Origin of the sequence: Myxococcus sp. NMCA1, from assembly GCF_026810205.1 — a bacterium.
In the GTDB taxonomy this organism is placed as follows: domain Bacteria; phylum Myxococcota; class Myxococcia; order Myxococcales; family Myxococcaceae; genus Myxococcus; species Myxococcus xanthus_A.
The window spans coordinates 583,563-599,840 of sequence record NZ_CP113950.1 but is presented as its reverse complement, the minus strand read 5'-3'; the positions used below and the strand labels follow the sequence as shown (position 1 = coordinate 599,840).

8 protein-coding genes are annotated in these 16,278 nt (G+C 69.6%); 2 read left to right on the top strand and 6 right to left on the bottom strand.

The window, feature by feature from the left end:
- Positions 1-22 precede the first annotated feature (22 nt).
- From OZ403_RS02695 to OZ403_RS02670, 6 genes are all read right to left on the bottom strand, one after another.
- Entirely contained in the window at positions 23-1,234 is a 1,212-nt protein-coding gene (locus OZ403_RS02695) for an efflux RND transporter periplasmic adaptor subunit (protein ID WP_268783404.1), read from the bottom strand.
- A gap of 209 nt (positions 1,235-1,443) precedes the next feature.
- Complete coding sequence (locus OZ403_RS02690; RefSeq protein WP_328285500.1) at positions 1,444-2,529, bottom strand: ADYC domain-containing protein; 1,086 nt, start codon at positions 2,527-2,529, stop codon at positions 1,444-1,446.
- Between the two features lie 78 nt (positions 2,530-2,607).
- A complete protein-coding gene (locus OZ403_RS02685; RefSeq protein WP_268783402.1) occupies positions 2,608-6,432 on the bottom strand; it encodes an nSTAND1 domain-containing NTPase in 3,825 nt (1,274 codons plus the stop codon).
- 119 nt (positions 6,433-6,551) lie between these two features.
- On the bottom strand, positions 6,552-7,013 hold the full coding sequence (locus OZ403_RS02680; RefSeq protein ID WP_174258617.1) for a response regulator: 462 nt from the start codon (positions 7,011-7,013) through the stop codon (positions 6,552-6,554).
- A 159-nt stretch (positions 7,014-7,172) separates the two neighbouring features.
- Positions 7,173-8,870: an Ig-like domain-containing protein gene (locus OZ403_RS02675; protein WP_268783401.1), complete on the bottom strand. Its 1,698-nt coding sequence runs from the start codon at positions 8,868-8,870 to the stop codon at positions 7,173-7,175.
- Positions 8,871-9,242: 372 nt separating this feature from the next.
- Positions 9,243-10,910, bottom strand: coding sequence for a carboxypeptidase-like regulatory domain-containing protein (locus OZ403_RS02670; protein WP_140786937.1), 1,668 nt, complete (start codon positions 10,908-10,910; stop codon positions 9,243-9,245).
- A 256-nt stretch (positions 10,911-11,166) separates the two neighbouring features.
- On the opposite strand from OZ403_RS02670, the gene OZ403_RS02665 reads away from it, so the two are divergent.
- Entirely contained in the window at positions 11,167-11,619 is a 453-nt protein-coding gene (locus tag OZ403_RS02665; protein ID WP_011550653.1) for an HIT family protein, read from the top strand.
- 69 nt (positions 11,620-11,688) lie between these two features.
- Positions 11,689-16,275: an AAA domain-containing protein gene (locus OZ403_RS02660; RefSeq protein WP_268783400.1), complete on the top strand. Its 4,587-nt coding sequence runs from the start codon at positions 11,689-11,691 to the stop codon at positions 16,273-16,275.
- Positions 16,276-16,278 lie beyond the last annotated feature (3 nt).

The window sequence follows — 16,278 nt, the reverse complement described above, 5'->3', positions numbered from 1 at the left end:
GCAGAGGTGGGACGGCGCGGCCTCACGGCGCCGGGGGCGCAGCGCCCTCCGCCGGTGGTTGCGCGGACGCGGGACGCGGCGTGAGCTGCCGCGTTCCAGGCGAAGGCGGCGGTGCCTCCGAGCCGCCAACGCCGGGCCCCGCCTCCTCCACGGGCTTCGAGTCAGGCCGCGGGGGCGACACCTTCACGCGCCCGCCCTCCGCCACCTCGCTCCGCGCGGCGCCCAGCAGCACCACGTCGCCGTCCTCCAGGCCTGAGCGGACCTCGACCTGCCGCGCCACCTCGTCGCGCAGGCCCAAGTTGACGTTCACCCGCTGCACGCGACCTTCCTGGATGCGCAGCACGGCGGGTTCGGTCCCCATGTCGTCGATGGCGTCGATGGGAATCGCGACCGCCTGCGTGCCCTTCGAGGCCACGCGTCCCTCCGCGAAGAGGCCGGCCAGCAGTTGGAGGTCCGTGTTGGGAATGGCCACGTAGATGCGGACCTGGCCGGTGGCCGGGTCCACCACCGGGTTGATGCGCTCCACTGTGCCGCGGAAGGCGCGGTCCCCGTAGCCCGTCACGTGGAACTCCACCGGCGTGTCCACCTGCACCTGTTCGAGCTGAGCGGCGGGCACGGAGGCCTCCAGGCGCAACGTGCGCGGGTCCACCACCGTGAAGAGCGGCGCGCTGGGCTGGACGACGTCACCCGCGCTGGCCTGCCGCTCGCTCACCACGCCCGCGAAGGGTGCCACGACACGCGCGCGGTTGAGCTGCTCCTGCGCCAGGGCATGCCGGGAGCGCGCCTCCGCGAGCTGCCCCTTGGCCTGCTCCACGGAGAGTTCCGCCTGTTCGACGTCGCGCTGGGTGATGACGCCCGCCTTGGACAGCCTCGCGGCGCGCTCCTGCTCGGCCTCGGCCACCTGGAGCGCGCTTCGGGCCGTGCGGACCGCCGCCGACGCCGCGATGAGCTGGTCCTTCAGCGTGACGTCCTCGATGCGCGCCAGCTCCTCGCCCTTCTTCACCACCTGACCCTGCTGGGCCTTGATGTCGAGGATGGTGCCGCCCACCTCCGCGCGCACCGCCGCCGCCGTGCGCGCCTGCAGGTTGCCGGAGATGCCAGGGCCGGAGCGCAGCTGCCGCACCTCGGCGCGGGCCACGTTCTCCTGGCCCAGCGTCACCTCCAGCTCCTCTTGTTGAGGCGCGGGCGCTGCTTCCTCCCCCTCGCGGCAACCGGACAGGGCGCAGAGCCCCATCAGAATCCCCGCCGAGGCTCCGCCGAAGACCTGTCGTATTCGAGCCCGTCTCACAGCGCGTCTCCCATCCCCGCCCCCCAAGGCGAGCCGGCTAACCATGGTGTCGGCCCCCTGCCCCCGGTACCCGGTGACAACAAGGTCCACCGCCAGCAAGCGGGCCGGGCTGACGGGCTGGCGAGCCCTCTCAGGCTCGCCAGCGTCCAAGGTGCCTACTGCGCGGGAGGGACCTCGCTCATGATGAGCGTGCCGGCCTGGAAATGGGCCCACTTGCCGCAGTGGGTGCGCTGCGTCTGCCCCGGGCAGCTCACGGCCTGCGCCGCGCGCGTCGTCTGCGTGAAGCAGCGCGCGCCATCGGCATCCCACTCAGCCTCGTGCAGCCACGCCTCCGTATCCGTCTGCACGTCCACGCCGTCATGGAGGTTCACCCACTGGCCATCCGTGGTGTGAGACGTGCCGTCGCCGCAGAAGTCCGCGCGGACCATGCGCGTGCACGCCTGGTGGTGGCCCGCCAGGCCCAGGCCGTCCGCCGTGGTGCCCCAGGGCCGGTAGCCGAAGCGCACGCACTTGGCGATGGCCGCACCCTCGCAGGCGAAGGTGAAGCGCGCGGCGTCATCCACCTTCCCGCCGCCGCCCGGCACGCCCTGGCGGTAGTCCCACCGGCCCGCGATGGGGATGGCGCCCAGCGCGGAGCCATCCGCCGCCGCGCACGCGGGCTTCCAGAGTGCATCCGCCGCGTCGTAGTAGGAGACCTGGTACGCCCAGACGTCCGCGTCCGCGCCCGTTCCAGGCTCGATGCCGTCGACGCGCAGCTCCACGGTGTCACCACTGTCCAGGTTGCCGGTGAAGCGCGCGCCCAGGAAGGCCTGGCCGGACACCGGGCCGCTGGATGCGACGCCGTGGAAGACGCTGCCCTCCAGCCGCACCGCGCCCACCACCTCCGCCGCGATGCGGGCGCCCACCAAGTCCACGGACACGAGCAGCTGCCCCAACTCGGGGGTGTTGAGGTTGCGGCCATTCAGGTTGCGGCCATTCAGGTTGCGGCCATTCAGGTTGCGGCCATTCGGCGCCGCCAGCTCCGCCACGCCTTCGCGCAGCGCCACCGGCTCCGCCTCCGACACGTTCCCCGCACAGCCCACCATGCCCACCGTGCTGACCAGCGCCGCCACCGTCTGCTTCCAAGCACCCATCACCCACCACCCTCCCGGCCCGACCACGGAATCAATGTCCGCAGCGGCCCCTCGCCCAGCAACTCGCCCGAGGACCCGCAGGCACTTGCTTCGTCCACTGGGCATCACCGCCCCAAGACGTCAGGGCGGACACAGGGTTCCTCCGTCCGGTAGCGCGCGGAGCGGATGTAGGGCAGGCAGGCGGGCTTAGGGGTGCGCGTTGAATGCCACGTCCGCGCACACCCGCATGCCCACCGTCACGTCGCGCAGGGACGGCTCCGGCAGCTCGCGGTTGGAGGCGCGCGCCGAGGTCGCCGCGAAGGCGAAGCTGCCTCCACGCGCCACGGCCTTGCCCGGCTCCAGCCAGGAGCGGGTCCACTCCCACACGTTGCCGGACATGTCGTCCACGCCGAAGGGACTGCGCGATGCGGGGTGACTGCCCACCTCGTCGGGGCCGAAGCCTCCGGGCTGCTTGCCGTAGGTGGTGTCGATGTTGGCGTCGTCCGGAGCCAGGGTGTCGCCGTGGGGGTACTCACGCCCGTCCACGCCGCGCGCCGCGCGCTCCCACTCCAGCTCCGAGCAGAGCCTGGCGCCGGGGACTCGGCCGCTCTCCGACAGCCACGCGGCATAGGCCTCCGCGTCCGCGAAGGTGATGCCACTGACGGGGAAGCGCAGCCAGTCCTGCTCCGCGCGCGATGTACGGCGGGCGTAACGCAGCGGCGCCCCGGCCCGCGCCATGTAGGGCTCGTTCCCTGGCTGGAAGCGCAGCCGCCAGACGCCGTCCACCTGCGCCAGCGCGAGCAGCCCCGCGTAGCCGCCCGTGCCCACGCGCGGCAGCCGCTGTGCGCGTTGCGCGGGCGGCAGCGCCTCCACGTAGGCCAGCCAATCGGCATACGTCACCTCGTGCCGGGCCATCAGGAAGGCGGGGACGGCCACGGCGTGCAGGGGCACGGCGTTGAAGAACTCGCGCACGCTGGCCTCGGCCGCGCTGCCGAACTTCACCTCACCCGGCGGCACGAAGACGAAGCCCTCCGGCACGCTGCCCATGCGCGGCAGCGGCACGCCGAGCCGCCGCGACTCGCCTCGCCGCAGCAGCACCCACTGCACCACCGGCTCGTAGCCGAGAGCGCGCGCGGAAATCTGGTACGTGCCCGGCGCCACCGCTGCGTCCAGCCAGCGCCCCGGGTCCGCTTGCAGGGGCTCTCCCAGCTGATACTTGCCCTGCGCATCGCGCGCCAGCGGACGCAGCTCCACCTCCGCCCCCGGAATGGGTGTCTCCAGCGTGAGGCTGGCCGCGGCGTTCCAGCGCCGCCAGCGCGTGCCCGCCGTGTCATAGAGCCGCAGACGCTGGAGCAACGCGGGCAGCGCCGAGGCGTCTTCGTCCTGCTCGGCCCACAGCGCGCGCTCGTAGAGGAAGTCCGCCAGGGCCTCGCGCACGTCGGCGCGGCCGGGCGCCAACGCCAGCGCGCGCTCCAATCGTCCGGCCACTTCGTCGAAGCGGCCGCGCAACTGTCCCGCTTGCGCACCAGCCCGGTTCCAGTGCCGGTCCGCGTCGGCGCGGCGGCCGGCGTCGTAGAGGCGGAAGGCCTCGTCGCGCTCGGCGCTCAGCGTGCCCCAGTCCTGACGCACGGCGCTCAGGGCCTGGGCCGCCTGGCCCAGCTCGTCGCGCACCTGCCGGTCCAGGCTCCAACGCTCCCTCAGCTTGAGCCCGCCGTAGACGAGCCCCAGGGACATGACGAAGCCCACCACCAGCGCATGCCGCGTCCGCCGGCTGCGCACCATGGTGCGGCGCGAGGCCTTCAGGAAGTCGCGCTCGCGGCGGGTGAGCTCTCCCGTGTCGAGCACCTGCGTCTCCTCCAGCTGACGCGGGCCCCAGAGGGATTCGCTCGGGAAGCCCAGCTTCTCCCAGTGCGCGGCGGCGGCCTCCAGCCGGGATTGGACCTCGCGGCGCTCGGAGGCCTCGGCCAGCCAGCGCGCCAGCGTGCCCCAGCCGGAGAGCAGCGCCTCGTGGGCGAGTTCGTAGGACGTGCCCTCCTGGGCCTCGCGCGCCACCAACAGCCGCGCGTGCACCAGCACCTCCAGGGCGGCGCGGTAGCGGGCGTCGTCCCCCACCAGCTCGCGGTCCGTCTTCCGCGCGCGGGTGCCGTCCGCGGTGACGAGCCGCAGGAGCACGCCCCGGGCCGCTACCCGCTGGTCCGGTAGCAGCCGGGCCACCGCCGCATCCGCGTGCCGCGCGAGCGCGCCCTCCACGCCGCCCAGCGAGTCGAGCACAGCCTGCGTCATGACACCGGCCGCCGCGTCGCGCGCCTCCCACATCTCGGCCAGCGCGAACTGGAGCACCGGGAGGCCGCCCTCCGCCGCGGACAGGGTGGAGGTGACGAGCGCATCCACCAGCGCGTCGGATTCGAAGCGCACACCCTTCACGCGGGCGGGGCCCGTCACGGCTTCCCGCGTCTCCTCGGGCGACAAGGCGCGCAGCAGGTACAGCGCGCGCGGCACCTCCGCGCCCAGCCCGGGCACGGCGGACAGCCGGGTGAGGAAGTCACTTCGCCCCGTGGCGAGCAGGCGCACGCCACTGGCGCCCTCCGCGAGCGCCCCCAGGGCCTGTCCCGCCAGCTCCGCCTCGGTCGGCGGCGCCAGCGTCACCAGCTCCTCGAGCTGATCCACGTAGACGAGCAGCCCCTCCTGGACCCCCAGCTTCACGCGGAGCCGGCGCACCAGGGACGTGGGCTCGGCGCGCAAGCCTTCGGCCAGGGTCTCTTCTTCCGTCTCCAGCACGGGCGCGAGCGCCGCGACCAGGGCCGCCAGGGGCCTGCGGCCCGGCACCAGCCGCACGCTGCGCCAGCGACGTCCGTCCTGCAGGGCCCCTTCGGTGACAGCGGGGAGCAGCCCGGCGAGGCACAGGGAGGACTTCCCCACGCCCGAGTCACCAGTGATGAGCAGGAAGGACTCCGAGCGCATCCGCTCCAGCACCGCGCGCTGCTCGCGGCGGCGGCCGAAGAAGACGGCGCGGTGCTCTGCTTCGAAGGCCTGGAGGCCGCGGTAGGGATTGCCCTCCGGCACCGCTTGGACGGTGTCGTCTCGCGTCAGTGCGTCCAAGGCATCGAGCAGCTGTGAGGCGGTGGCGTAACGCTCGGACGGCTCGCGACGCAGACACTTGTCGATGACGGCGGCGAGCCCGGCATCCACGCCGGACACCGCTTGCGCCAGGGGGCGCGCATCCTGGTGGCGCACCCGCTCCGGGAGCTCGCGCCACGGTACGTCCCGGAAGGGGCCCTTGCCCGCGCACAGCTCGTACAGGACGACGCCCAGTGAGTACACGTCACTGCGCGCCGTCAGCGCCTCGCCCGCCCAGGCCTCCGGGGACATGTAATACGGCGTCCCCACCAGCGAGCCGCGCGGCAGCGATGGAAGGAAGATTCCGTCCAGCGAGCGCGCGCCCAGGTTGGGGCTGGCCTCCGGATCCAGGTCAGGAGGCAACTCCGGCGGCGGAGTCCCGGAAGCGGGCGGCGCGCCATCCCCCGCCCCCGCGGCCCGGTCCAGGAGCTTCGCGAGGCCGAAGTCGAGCAGCTTCACCTCGCCAGCCTCGGTGAGCACGGCGTTGCCCGGCTTGATGTCCCGGTGCAACACCCCGCGCCGGTGCGCGGCGCTCAGGCCCCGTGCCAGGTCCCGCCCCATGGCCAGCACGCGCTCCCAGGGTTGGGGCTTGGGCAGCCGGTCCAGGCTCATCCCCCGGATGAACTCGGAGACGAGGTAGGGCTGCTCCTCCAACTGTCCCACCCGGTAGAGGGTGACGACATTGGGGTGCTGGATGCGCGCGGCCGCCCGGGCCTCCACGAGGAACCGCGCCAGGGCGTTGGGCCCCAGGGCGGGGATGAACTTCACGGCGACGGGGCGCTCGAGCAGCGTGTCATGGGCCAGGAACACCCGCCCCGTGCGCCCACGCCCGATGGCCCGCACAAGGCGGTACTCGTCGAACTCCTGGGGAGGAGTCCACGCATCAGGAGGCGGCGAGGCGGCCGGAGAGCCCACACCCGGTGCCTATGCATCCGTCCGCCAGGGGTCAACTGAACGGGCCGCGAGGGAGGAGACTCCAGGACGCCAGGGCCGCTGGAGTGTCCGTTGCCGAGCAGTGGCGTTGTCCTTGGGCGTCAGCCGCCCCGGACCTTCCCCTTGCTCGGCTTGAGCATGTTTCGGATCTTGTTCTCCAAATCCTGCGGCAGGCAGGGCTTGGCGACGAACTCGTCCGCGCCGGCGTCCCGGGCGTGCTCCGCGTTCCCCGCGAGCACATGGCCGGTGAGCGCCATGACGGGGATGTCCCGGGTGCGGGAGTCCTGCTTGATGCGCCGCGTCGCCTCCCAGCCGTCCATGACGGGGAGGGACAGGTCCATCAGGATGATGTCGGGCTCGCCCTCGCTGGCCTTCGCCACCGCTTCCACGCCGTTGCGGGCGGTGTCCACCTCGAAGCCGACGAACTCCAGGTACTCCGCGTACATCTCCCGGGCATCGTCGAAGTCGTCCACCACGAGCACGCGCTTCTTGTTCCCGCCCGCCGTGGACTCCTTGGCGGTTGGCATGTCTTCTGCCGGGACTGTCATCGCCGTGCTCTTCATGGGACAGACGCCTCTCGGGTTGGAACGGGCGTTGAACAATCTATACACGCCCCTCCCGACGTGCCCACCCCACCCCGCGCTTCAACGAATACGGTCCGAAGTGCCGGTGCGTGTTCATTGGAGAACAGGTGGGGCAGGCGGTGAAACGTTGACCGTGTATCAGTTGTTGGGGCGGTAGACGTAGAGGTGGCGTCGGCTGGGAGTGCCTTCGGACTCCTCGATGCGGGCCAGTACCCATTGCTCGGGCCCCGTCATGAAGAACTGGGCGGGTCCCACGGGCGTAGCGCCTGGGCGCGGAAGCAGCGGCGCGCCCATTGATACCCACGAGGTCTCGTCCCAGCGGCGGACATAGTGGTTCACAGGGCCACCCGCGATTTCAGGCTCGGAGAGCAGTGCGACCAACTGTCCCGCAGGGTCGAAGTCGAGGACCTCCACCATGGCGTCCGTTACGCCGGGGTACATGCCATCAACTCCAAGTCCGAGAGTTTGCCACCCCTCTGCAGCATGGGAACGCTCAATCCATGGCCGAACACCCCCCTCAAAATCCTGAGATGGCTTAGCGATCACGAGACGATCCTCCCCATCCAATTCAGACACAACCGGAACGACCGCCCCGGCTGGCCTCAATGGGATATCTTCAAAATGAGTCCCAACCCATCTCTTGGAATAAGGAGTCACTCCGCCCCCCGTCCCTGACTGAAGAGCCCAAACAACAACAAGGCGACCTGACGAATCCACCATCAGATTGAAGCTCGACTGGAGCCAATACGGATTCAACGACGTCTCCCCCTGTCGCTCCCAACGCCCTTCGCCCCAGCGAAACACATGAATCCCAGCTGAAACGTCAGCAGCATACTCGTGGAGAACCAACCAGCGCTCACCCTGAGGACCTACAACGAACTTGAACGACTCAAACTTCGCCATAGGCTGTTCCAACGTTACGGGAGAGCCAAGAGCGGACCAACTACTCACACCCCAACGGTAAACATGAATACCATCAGCCCCATCAGTCACCTCCCTATTCCACGCCACCAAGATCTCTCCCTCTGGCGTAACCCACAGAGAGCAAGCCTTGATGGCAGACTCGACCGCACTCATCCCAAGCACGTCACCCAACTGCTCCCACGTCACGCCTGTCCACCGCATGACATAAACGCCGCGACTTGATGGCGAATCACCATCAACAAAGGCGACAACGGGCCTGCCAGTTCCATCCAGGGCCAACGAGAACTTCGCGACGTCAGAGGCTTCGATACTACCGGCAGAAATGCTCTCTCCGTAAAGCAGATGCCTAGGGATGCCCCACTGCCAGTCCAGTGCAGTTACATCCAAAGCGTTACCTGCCATGTCCGTCACCGAAGGCGCGATGGTCACAGATACATCTGAGTCCACGGGAAGTTGCGTAGCAGGCGTCAGCGTCACCGTCATGCCATCGGCCGACAGGCGCACCCCTGCAGCAATATCCGACTGATTGACCAAGAGCCTGATGGACTCTGCGGTCACGGAGGACGGCTCGACGGCCTCGGAGAAGACAGCCTGAATGGGAGCATGCACGGAGACGTCCTGGTCTCCAGTCCGAGGGCTCTGCGTCACCAACCGCGGTGCTGTCCGGTCGACGAACAGCGTGTTCGCCGCACTCACGTAAACACGGTCGCCGATTGATGCCCTTGCGGTGATGATGTACTGGCCTTCATCGAGGTCATGAGTGCTCCACCGCAACTCGTAAGAAGGCCGGGGCAACGTCGCTGCCGGGACGCCATCGACCAACAGTTCGACCGACTCTGGCACCAACTCAGCGACCGAAACTCGTACATCGACATCACCATTCGTGATCGCACGCGACAGCGACAGCGTCACGACGGGATTCGAAGGTCCCGCGTCCGGCGTTTCAGGCACAACTTCGATTCCGGGCACGTTGATGCAAGCCCAGAACAATGAACTGAAACACACTGCAAAAACTCTGATCGAGTCCATAGCCCGGCTCACGACTGCAGCGATTGTGCCAGGCAATGCCGGTTCTTTCCGAGAGCAATGCCTGGGAATCCAGCTATTTACCTCGCGAAACCAACCGGAACGTAATCCAAGGCATACAGCGTCGCGGACCGTGGGTCCAAGCTGATGGACGCCACATGGACTGCGTGACCTTGTCGCCTGAAATGCAGAGCCCTCCATGGACAACCATGGAGGGCCCTTGAAACGACTTATTGCCGTGTCAGCGACGCAGGCGCGTCACGGAGACGCAGCAAGTGCGGGCAGCTGAACCAGCCCGGTCTTCGCCAAGTCCAAGACAAGAGGCTGCCCCATGTAGTTCTCGTAGGTCCCATTGATGGAGCGCGACGGCAGGGCGGAGAACTTCACGACAATTTCGAAGTTAGCAAAGCTGGTGCTCGGAATCAGGTTCGACCCGAAATACGTGAACACCCATCGCGTGGTGTAACCCGACTTGATGATCGAGAAAGCGGGGAGTTCCTGCCGAGTGCCCGTCCGAGGAGGAATAGTTGGCTCCTCCTCGATAAGCGGGAATCCCATCGGATGACCCACCTCTCCCGCGTAGTCTCCAATAACCCCAGGCGTAGCCCCCCCAATATCCCAGTTCACATGAGCATAAACGTGACCACTCACGTTCGACGGGCGTGTAATGGGGTGATTGAAGGACAGGAAGACTCTCTCGCCGGAGTTCAACTGGTCCGCACCAAGGGTGCCCACCGCCGACACCTCTTCATACTTGGACTCCACGATGGACATCTGGCGCACGGCCGACGCGTCACCCGTGAAGAAGAACCCGGTCCGCGAGTACATGCTGCCGCCCTCTGCGGACACGGCGCGCACGTCGATATTGTACTCCTTGCCATCCGCAATGGCGCCACCCGGGTTGATGGTCGCGCTGTAGCCACCATTCGCCACGTTGGTCGTCACGGGCAGAAGTTCCGCTGCATTCTCGCCCGTCATCAGAACGGACAGCGAACCCTGCTGGATCGGCTGGTTGAAGAACAGGTGGATGGGCTCACCCACGCGAACCAGGTTGCGCAGAGGATGGAAGTCAGCGCCGCCGCCACGCAGGCTGGCCACGTTGCTGCTCTCGATGCTCAGCGGCACGTTCTGCGGCCGCGAGTACGGCAGGCTGATGAGCCGCGTGGTGCTGTTGGCCACCACCTCGGCCCCATAATACGTGCTGACGTAGCCCCCCGTCTCCGGGATGCCGTCACCGTTGGCGTCCATGGGCGACACCCACAGCTTGTACTCGCCGTCGCCGTTGCGCAGACGCGCCAGCTCGGACGCACTCGGGATGCCCGTGAAGGACAGCAGGCCCTGCTCGTTCGCGGTCGCCTCCACCACCACGGAGCTCACCATCGACGAGGACGCATCGCCGTTGGAGATGGCACCCACCGGCGTGGCCTCCAGCGTCGCCCGAACGCCCGCCGCGGGACGGCCCTGCGGCGTCACCACCAGGAAGTTCAGCGTGCCGTCCAGCCGCGCCAGGGTAATGGGGCCGAAGCTCGCGTTGCCGTTGTTGATGGGGACGTTGCCCGCGGACGAGGGAACCTGCGCCGTCGCGCGCAGCGTGGCATAGCCCGCCTTGGAGAACGTCAGCAGCACGTGCGAACCGGCCGGGACGTTCTTATAGGTGAAGTTGCCCTTCGCATCCGAGACGGCCGACACCGGCTCCGCCGAGCTGCCGATGGTCATCTCCACCGTGACCTCGGTCAGCGGCCGCAGGTCCGTGCTCAGCACCTGACCGGACACCGTGCCCTTGGGATTGGCCGGCGTCACTACCGTCACAGTGTCCGGTTCGCGCACGCCGTCCGCGATTCCGTCTCCGTCCGCGTCAACCAGGTCGTCTCCACAACCGAACGCCAGGAACGGAACCACGGCCATTACCAGATGCTTCTTCATCATCCCCGCCTTGAAAGAAAAGTCCCCAAGTATCGCCGCCTCAACACTTCATGAGGCGTCAGCCGGACACTCTCCGACACTTGCCCGTTCCGTCAAGCAGCCCCCCCTGATTCAGAGCGGGTTCTCATCCGCCGAGACGCCCGGAGCCGGGTGTGTCACGGATCACTCGGAGAACCCCGTATGCCCTCATGGACATGAGTCACCGTTGACCCGATGGCGTGACCCACCCGGGCTTTCCCCGGACTGCTAGCGTGAGCCCATGCCAGATGTCTTGGATGTGAATGACCCATGTCTCGGCTGCGCCATCGTGCGCGGTGAGACACGACCCGTGGGAGGCGTCATCGCGCGCGCGCCGGGACTGGTGCTGCATGGCGTGGCGGGCCCCAGCCCCGTGCCCGGCTGGGTCGTCATCTCCAGCGCCCGGCATGTGCGCGCCTGGTATGACCTGGAGCCGGACGCGGCGAGCGAGCTCGGCCCCTTCGCCGCCCGGGTCATGCGCGCCCAGCGCGAGGTGCTCGGCGCCGAACACGCCTACGCCTTCGCCATTGGCGATGTGCTGCGCCACTTCCACCTGCACCTCGTCCCCCGCTATTCGCAGACGCCGCAGCGGCTCTGGGGCCGGGCCGCCTTCGACGCTCCCGCCTCCGACCACCTCCCCGCGCAGGAACTGGAGGCCGCGGCGCAGGCGCTCGCCGCCGCGCTGGCGGGCTGAAGGCCCAGGCCCAGGGCCACCTTCGCGTGATAGAGACAGCGGCCTCCCCTCCCGTCGAGAGGTGCCGCCTTGTCGCCCGAGCCCCGCAACCGCGTCCTTGAGAAGATGCTTGAGCGGCTCTACGCCGCGCTCGCATCCGGCCCCAGCCTCAACAGCCGGCCGCACAACAGCCGCCAGCGCGTGGACCTCGCCACGCTGAGCCGGCTGGATGGCACCGCGCCCCACACCTTGCTGGCCGCCCTGCTCGGAGAGAAGGCCCAGGCCCGGCTCGTGGTGAAGCCACCGCCTCCCGAGGCTCGCCCGCGCAAGGGCTCCGCCCAGGCCCGCGCCGCTCGCGCCCAGGACGACGATGCCACGGGGACGGATGCCGACGACGTGCTGGACACGGCGCCCAAGGCCGCGCACGCACTGGACGAAAACCACTTCCCTTCCCGCGACGTGGCTTCCGACGCCGCGCTTCCGCTGGACAACCCCCAAGGGCCTTCCCGCCACGCGCGTCCCGACAACGCGCCTCCTCCGGATGAAGCCCCCGCGCCTTCCCGCGCGGAGGAGGAACAGCAGGACCTGCTCCGCAAGCTGGCCACCATCGTCGAGGACGCCCGTACCTTCGAGCAGGACACCGGCGCGCACGTCCTTCACGTGGGCTTTCCCCTCCTCCACCTGCCACCGGGCGCCAAGGACAAGCGCGGCTTCGGCACCCGGCGAATCCTGGCCCCCATCGCCTTCATCCCCGTGCGGCTCACGCTCAAGAAGGGCCGCGTGCCGTCGGTGGAGTTGGAAGGCGCCGAGGCCGGCGTGGACCGCGTGGCCCCCAACACCGCGCTGCTCGCCTGGCTGGAGCAGCAGACGGGCCAGCGGCTGGGCGACCTCTTCGCGGATGAAGCCGGCGAGGACCCGTGGCGCGAGCTGAACGAACTGGTGGCCGCCGTGTGCAAGGCCATGGAGCTGCCCGCGCCTGCCCCCTTCACGCCGGAAACCCTCCTGGCCGCCATTCCGCGTGGCGACGATGCCCAGCCCCAGGCCGCCATCCTCCCCAGCGCCGTGCTGGGTCTTTATCCCCTGTCCAACCAGAGCCTCGTGGACGACATGCGCGCGCTCCTGGACGGAGAGCCCATCTCCGGCCCGCTGGAGAGCTTCCTCCGCGTGGATGTTTCTCTCGGCCTGCCCCCGGGACACGGCGGCGGCGAGCCCAACCTGGAGGGACTCAAGCGAGCGGGCGAGGAGCGGCTCGTCACGCTCGCGGACCCGTGCCAGGCGCGCGCGGTGCGACTGGCACGCAGCAGCCGGGGGCTCGTCATCCATGGGCCTCCGGGCACGGGCAAGTCGCAGACCATCGCCAATGCCATTGGCGACCACCTGGCGCGCGGGGAGCGCGTGTTGCTCGTCTGCGACAAGCGCACCGCGCTGGACGTGGTGAAGCACCGCCTGGACCACCTCGGCCTGGGACACCTGTGCGCCGTCGTCCACGACGCCCAGCGTGACCAGCGCGACCTCTACATGGGCATCCGCGAGCAGCTCGACACGCTGCCGGAGACACGGACCGACGCGGCCGTGGCCAGGGAACTGGCGCGCATCGACGCGGAGCTCCAGTCCCTCCATGACGAGCTGACGGACGCGGACCGCGCCCTCTCCGAGCGCCCCGACGGAGGCACCGCGCCTTCCTTCCACGAACTGGTGGGCCAGTGGTTCTCCGTGGAAGCCCCCGCCGCGCTCACGCCCGCCGTGTCGAGTCTCTCCGACGCACGGTTGAGCGACGTGACGACGCGCGAGCGCGAGGTGCGCGAGGTGCTGGAGCGCGGCGGCAAGGAGGGCTATCCAGAGAACCCCTGGCGCGAGGCCCTGGGCACGGACCTCGCCACGTACCTGGCGACGCCGATGGCCACCTACCGGGAGCGCCTGAGCGCCGTCGACAGCGCGGCGCGGGACGCGGATGCGCTCGCGTCACCGGACGTGCCCGTCTTCGGCGCGGACCCTCGGGCAGAGGGCGCGGCGCGCGCCGCCTTCGCGGAGAAACTGGCGCCGCTGCTGGAGTCGGCCCGTCCGGACATCCTCGCGCGCTGGGCCGCTGCGACACCGGACGGGGTCCAGGCCGCGCGGACACAGCTCGACGGGCTGGCGGCACAGCGGCAGGTGCTCGCGGAGGGGCCGCTGGACGCGGAGCTGGCGCTGGTCCACCGCGAGCAACCCCAGGCCTTGAGTGTGCTGGCCACCGCGATGGCCGCGCTGGGCTCGTACCTGGACATCGCTCGCAAGTGGTACGCGTTCTTCTGTTTCGCGCGGAAGGCCGGGGCGCGCCGGGTGCTTCAGCAGTTCGGTCTGACGCTGAGCATCCTCGCTGCGGAGCGCGTCACGCGGTTCTTCACGGGCGTGAAGGCCCGCGCGCTGCTCACCGAGTACCACCGCACCACGCTCGTCCCGGGCGACACCGCGACACTCACCGACGAGTCCCTGTCCCAGACGCTTCGCACCCACGCGGCGCTCTTCGAGCTGCTGCAGGAGTTGGAGCGCACGCCCTTGCTCGCGTCGTGCCGGGACGCGGTGCGGGCGGCCCTGACGGCGGACGCGGGGTCTCGCGCGGCACTGCTGGCGGGCCTGCGACTGTCCGCGGCCCGAGGAGACGCCGTCGCGCGGCTGGAAGCTCGGCTCGCCGAAGCGGGGCTTTTCTCCGCGCCGTGGCTCGACTCGCGCTCGCGTGGGCTGCGCTCGGGCGAGCGTTTGGCATCCGTCACCACCGCCCTGGTGTCACGACTCCCCACCGTGGAAGGTCTGCTGCGCATGCGCGCGGTGCTGACGGGCATGCCTCCGGCGCTGGAATCCGCCGTGGAGCGGCTGGCACGCCAGGGCGCGGAGGCAGAGGCCGGCTGGCGCGCGGTGCTGAAGGCGACGCTGGCGGCGGAAGCCTCCGCGCGACTGAGGGAGGCTCCGGCGCTCCAGCACATCGACGCCGAGCGCGTGCGCACCACCCATTCGCACTACCGCGTGCTGGAGGAGAAGAAGCGGGTCCTCGTGCGCGACGCCCTGGTTCACCGCTGGACGCAGCGCCAGCGCGAGCGGCTGCTCGCGGGCACGGGCGGCCGGCTCAACGGGCAGGGCGCGGAGCTCCGCCGACGGCTGATGCTGCGAGGAGAGCGCGCCCTGCGCGTGCGTCAGGTCATCGCCACCGGTCAAGGCATCGAAGGGGGCGACCCGCTCTTCGACGTCCGCCCCGTGTGGATGGCCAGTCCACAGACCGTGGCGCAAATCTTCCCCCGCCGCCCCATCTTCGACGTCGTCATCTTCGACGAGTCCTCGCAGTGCCGGTTGGAGGAGGCCCTGCCCGTCCTCACCCGCGCCCACCGCGTGGTCATCGCCGGTGACCCGAAGCAGTTGCCACCCACGCGCTTCTTCGAATCCGCCGTGGTGCAGAACGCGGAGCAGGAGGCCGAAAGCGAGCAGGGCCTCTTCGAGGAGCAGCAATCCGAGGTGGAGGACCTGCTGTCGGCGGCGCTCAACCTCGACATCGACCAGTGCTACCTGGACGTGCACTACCGCTCACAGAACGCGGACCTCATCGCCTTCAGCAACGACCACTTCTACGACAAGCGGCTCCAGGCCATTCCCGCGCACCCGTCCCACAGCGTGCCCCACGCACCATTGCGGCTGCTCCCCGTGGGCGGCACCTACGAGAAGCGCACCAACCTGGTGGAGGCTCGCGCCGTGGGCTCTCTGGTGAAGGAACTGCTCTCACGGCCGCAGCCACCGTCCATTGGCATCGCGTGCTTCAACCTCAGCCAGCGAGACACCATCAACGACGTCCTCGATGAGATGGCCGCCAGCGATGCATCCTTCGCGTCGAGGCTGGCCGAAGCGCGCGTGCGCAGGGGCTCGGGCTCGTTCGAGGGGCTCTTCGTGAAGAATCTGGAGAACGTCCAGGGCGACGAGCGCGACCACCTCATCATCAGCACCACCTACGGCCCCGACCGGCACGGCCGCTTCTACCGGCGCTTCGGTCCGCTGGGCAGCGCGGGCGGAGGCCGGCGGCTCAACGTGCTGGTGACGCGAGCCCGGGAGCAGATTCACCTCGTCACCTCGATTCCGCGCGAGTCCTACCAGTCCGCGCCCCCCATGGAAGCGGGCCGGCAGCCCAACGGCGGCTGGCTGCTCTTCGCCTACCTGCGATTCGCGGAGGCCCTGGAATCGGCCTATACCCAGGAGGCCCGCCGCGAGCCCGAAGACACCCTGGCCCAGACGCAGCGGCCCGCCGAGACAGCGGAGGTGTTCGTGCGGCCCACGGACGCGGGCTCGGCCTTCGCGCAGGCCCTGGCCGGACACCTGGCCACGCAGCACCGCGTGTCCTCGGAGGTCCACTGGGGCAATGACGGCTTCTGCGTGGACGTCGCGCTCCGGCACCCCACCCGCCCGAGCGACGTCACCGTCGGCGTGCTGTGTGACGGCACGCGCTACCCGAAGGCCGCGGACCGCGTGGAGTGGGACCTCTTCCGCACCGGCGTGCTGGAGGGCCAGGGCTGGCAGCTCGTGCGGATGTGGACGCCCTCCTTCTTCCGCGACCCCGAGGGCGCCACCACCCAGGTCCTCCAGGCCGCGGGCGACAAGTTGATGCGCGAGCCCTCCGCCTCGCCCCAGGAGGCCATGTCCGCGCGGGGCGTGGTGCACTGAAGC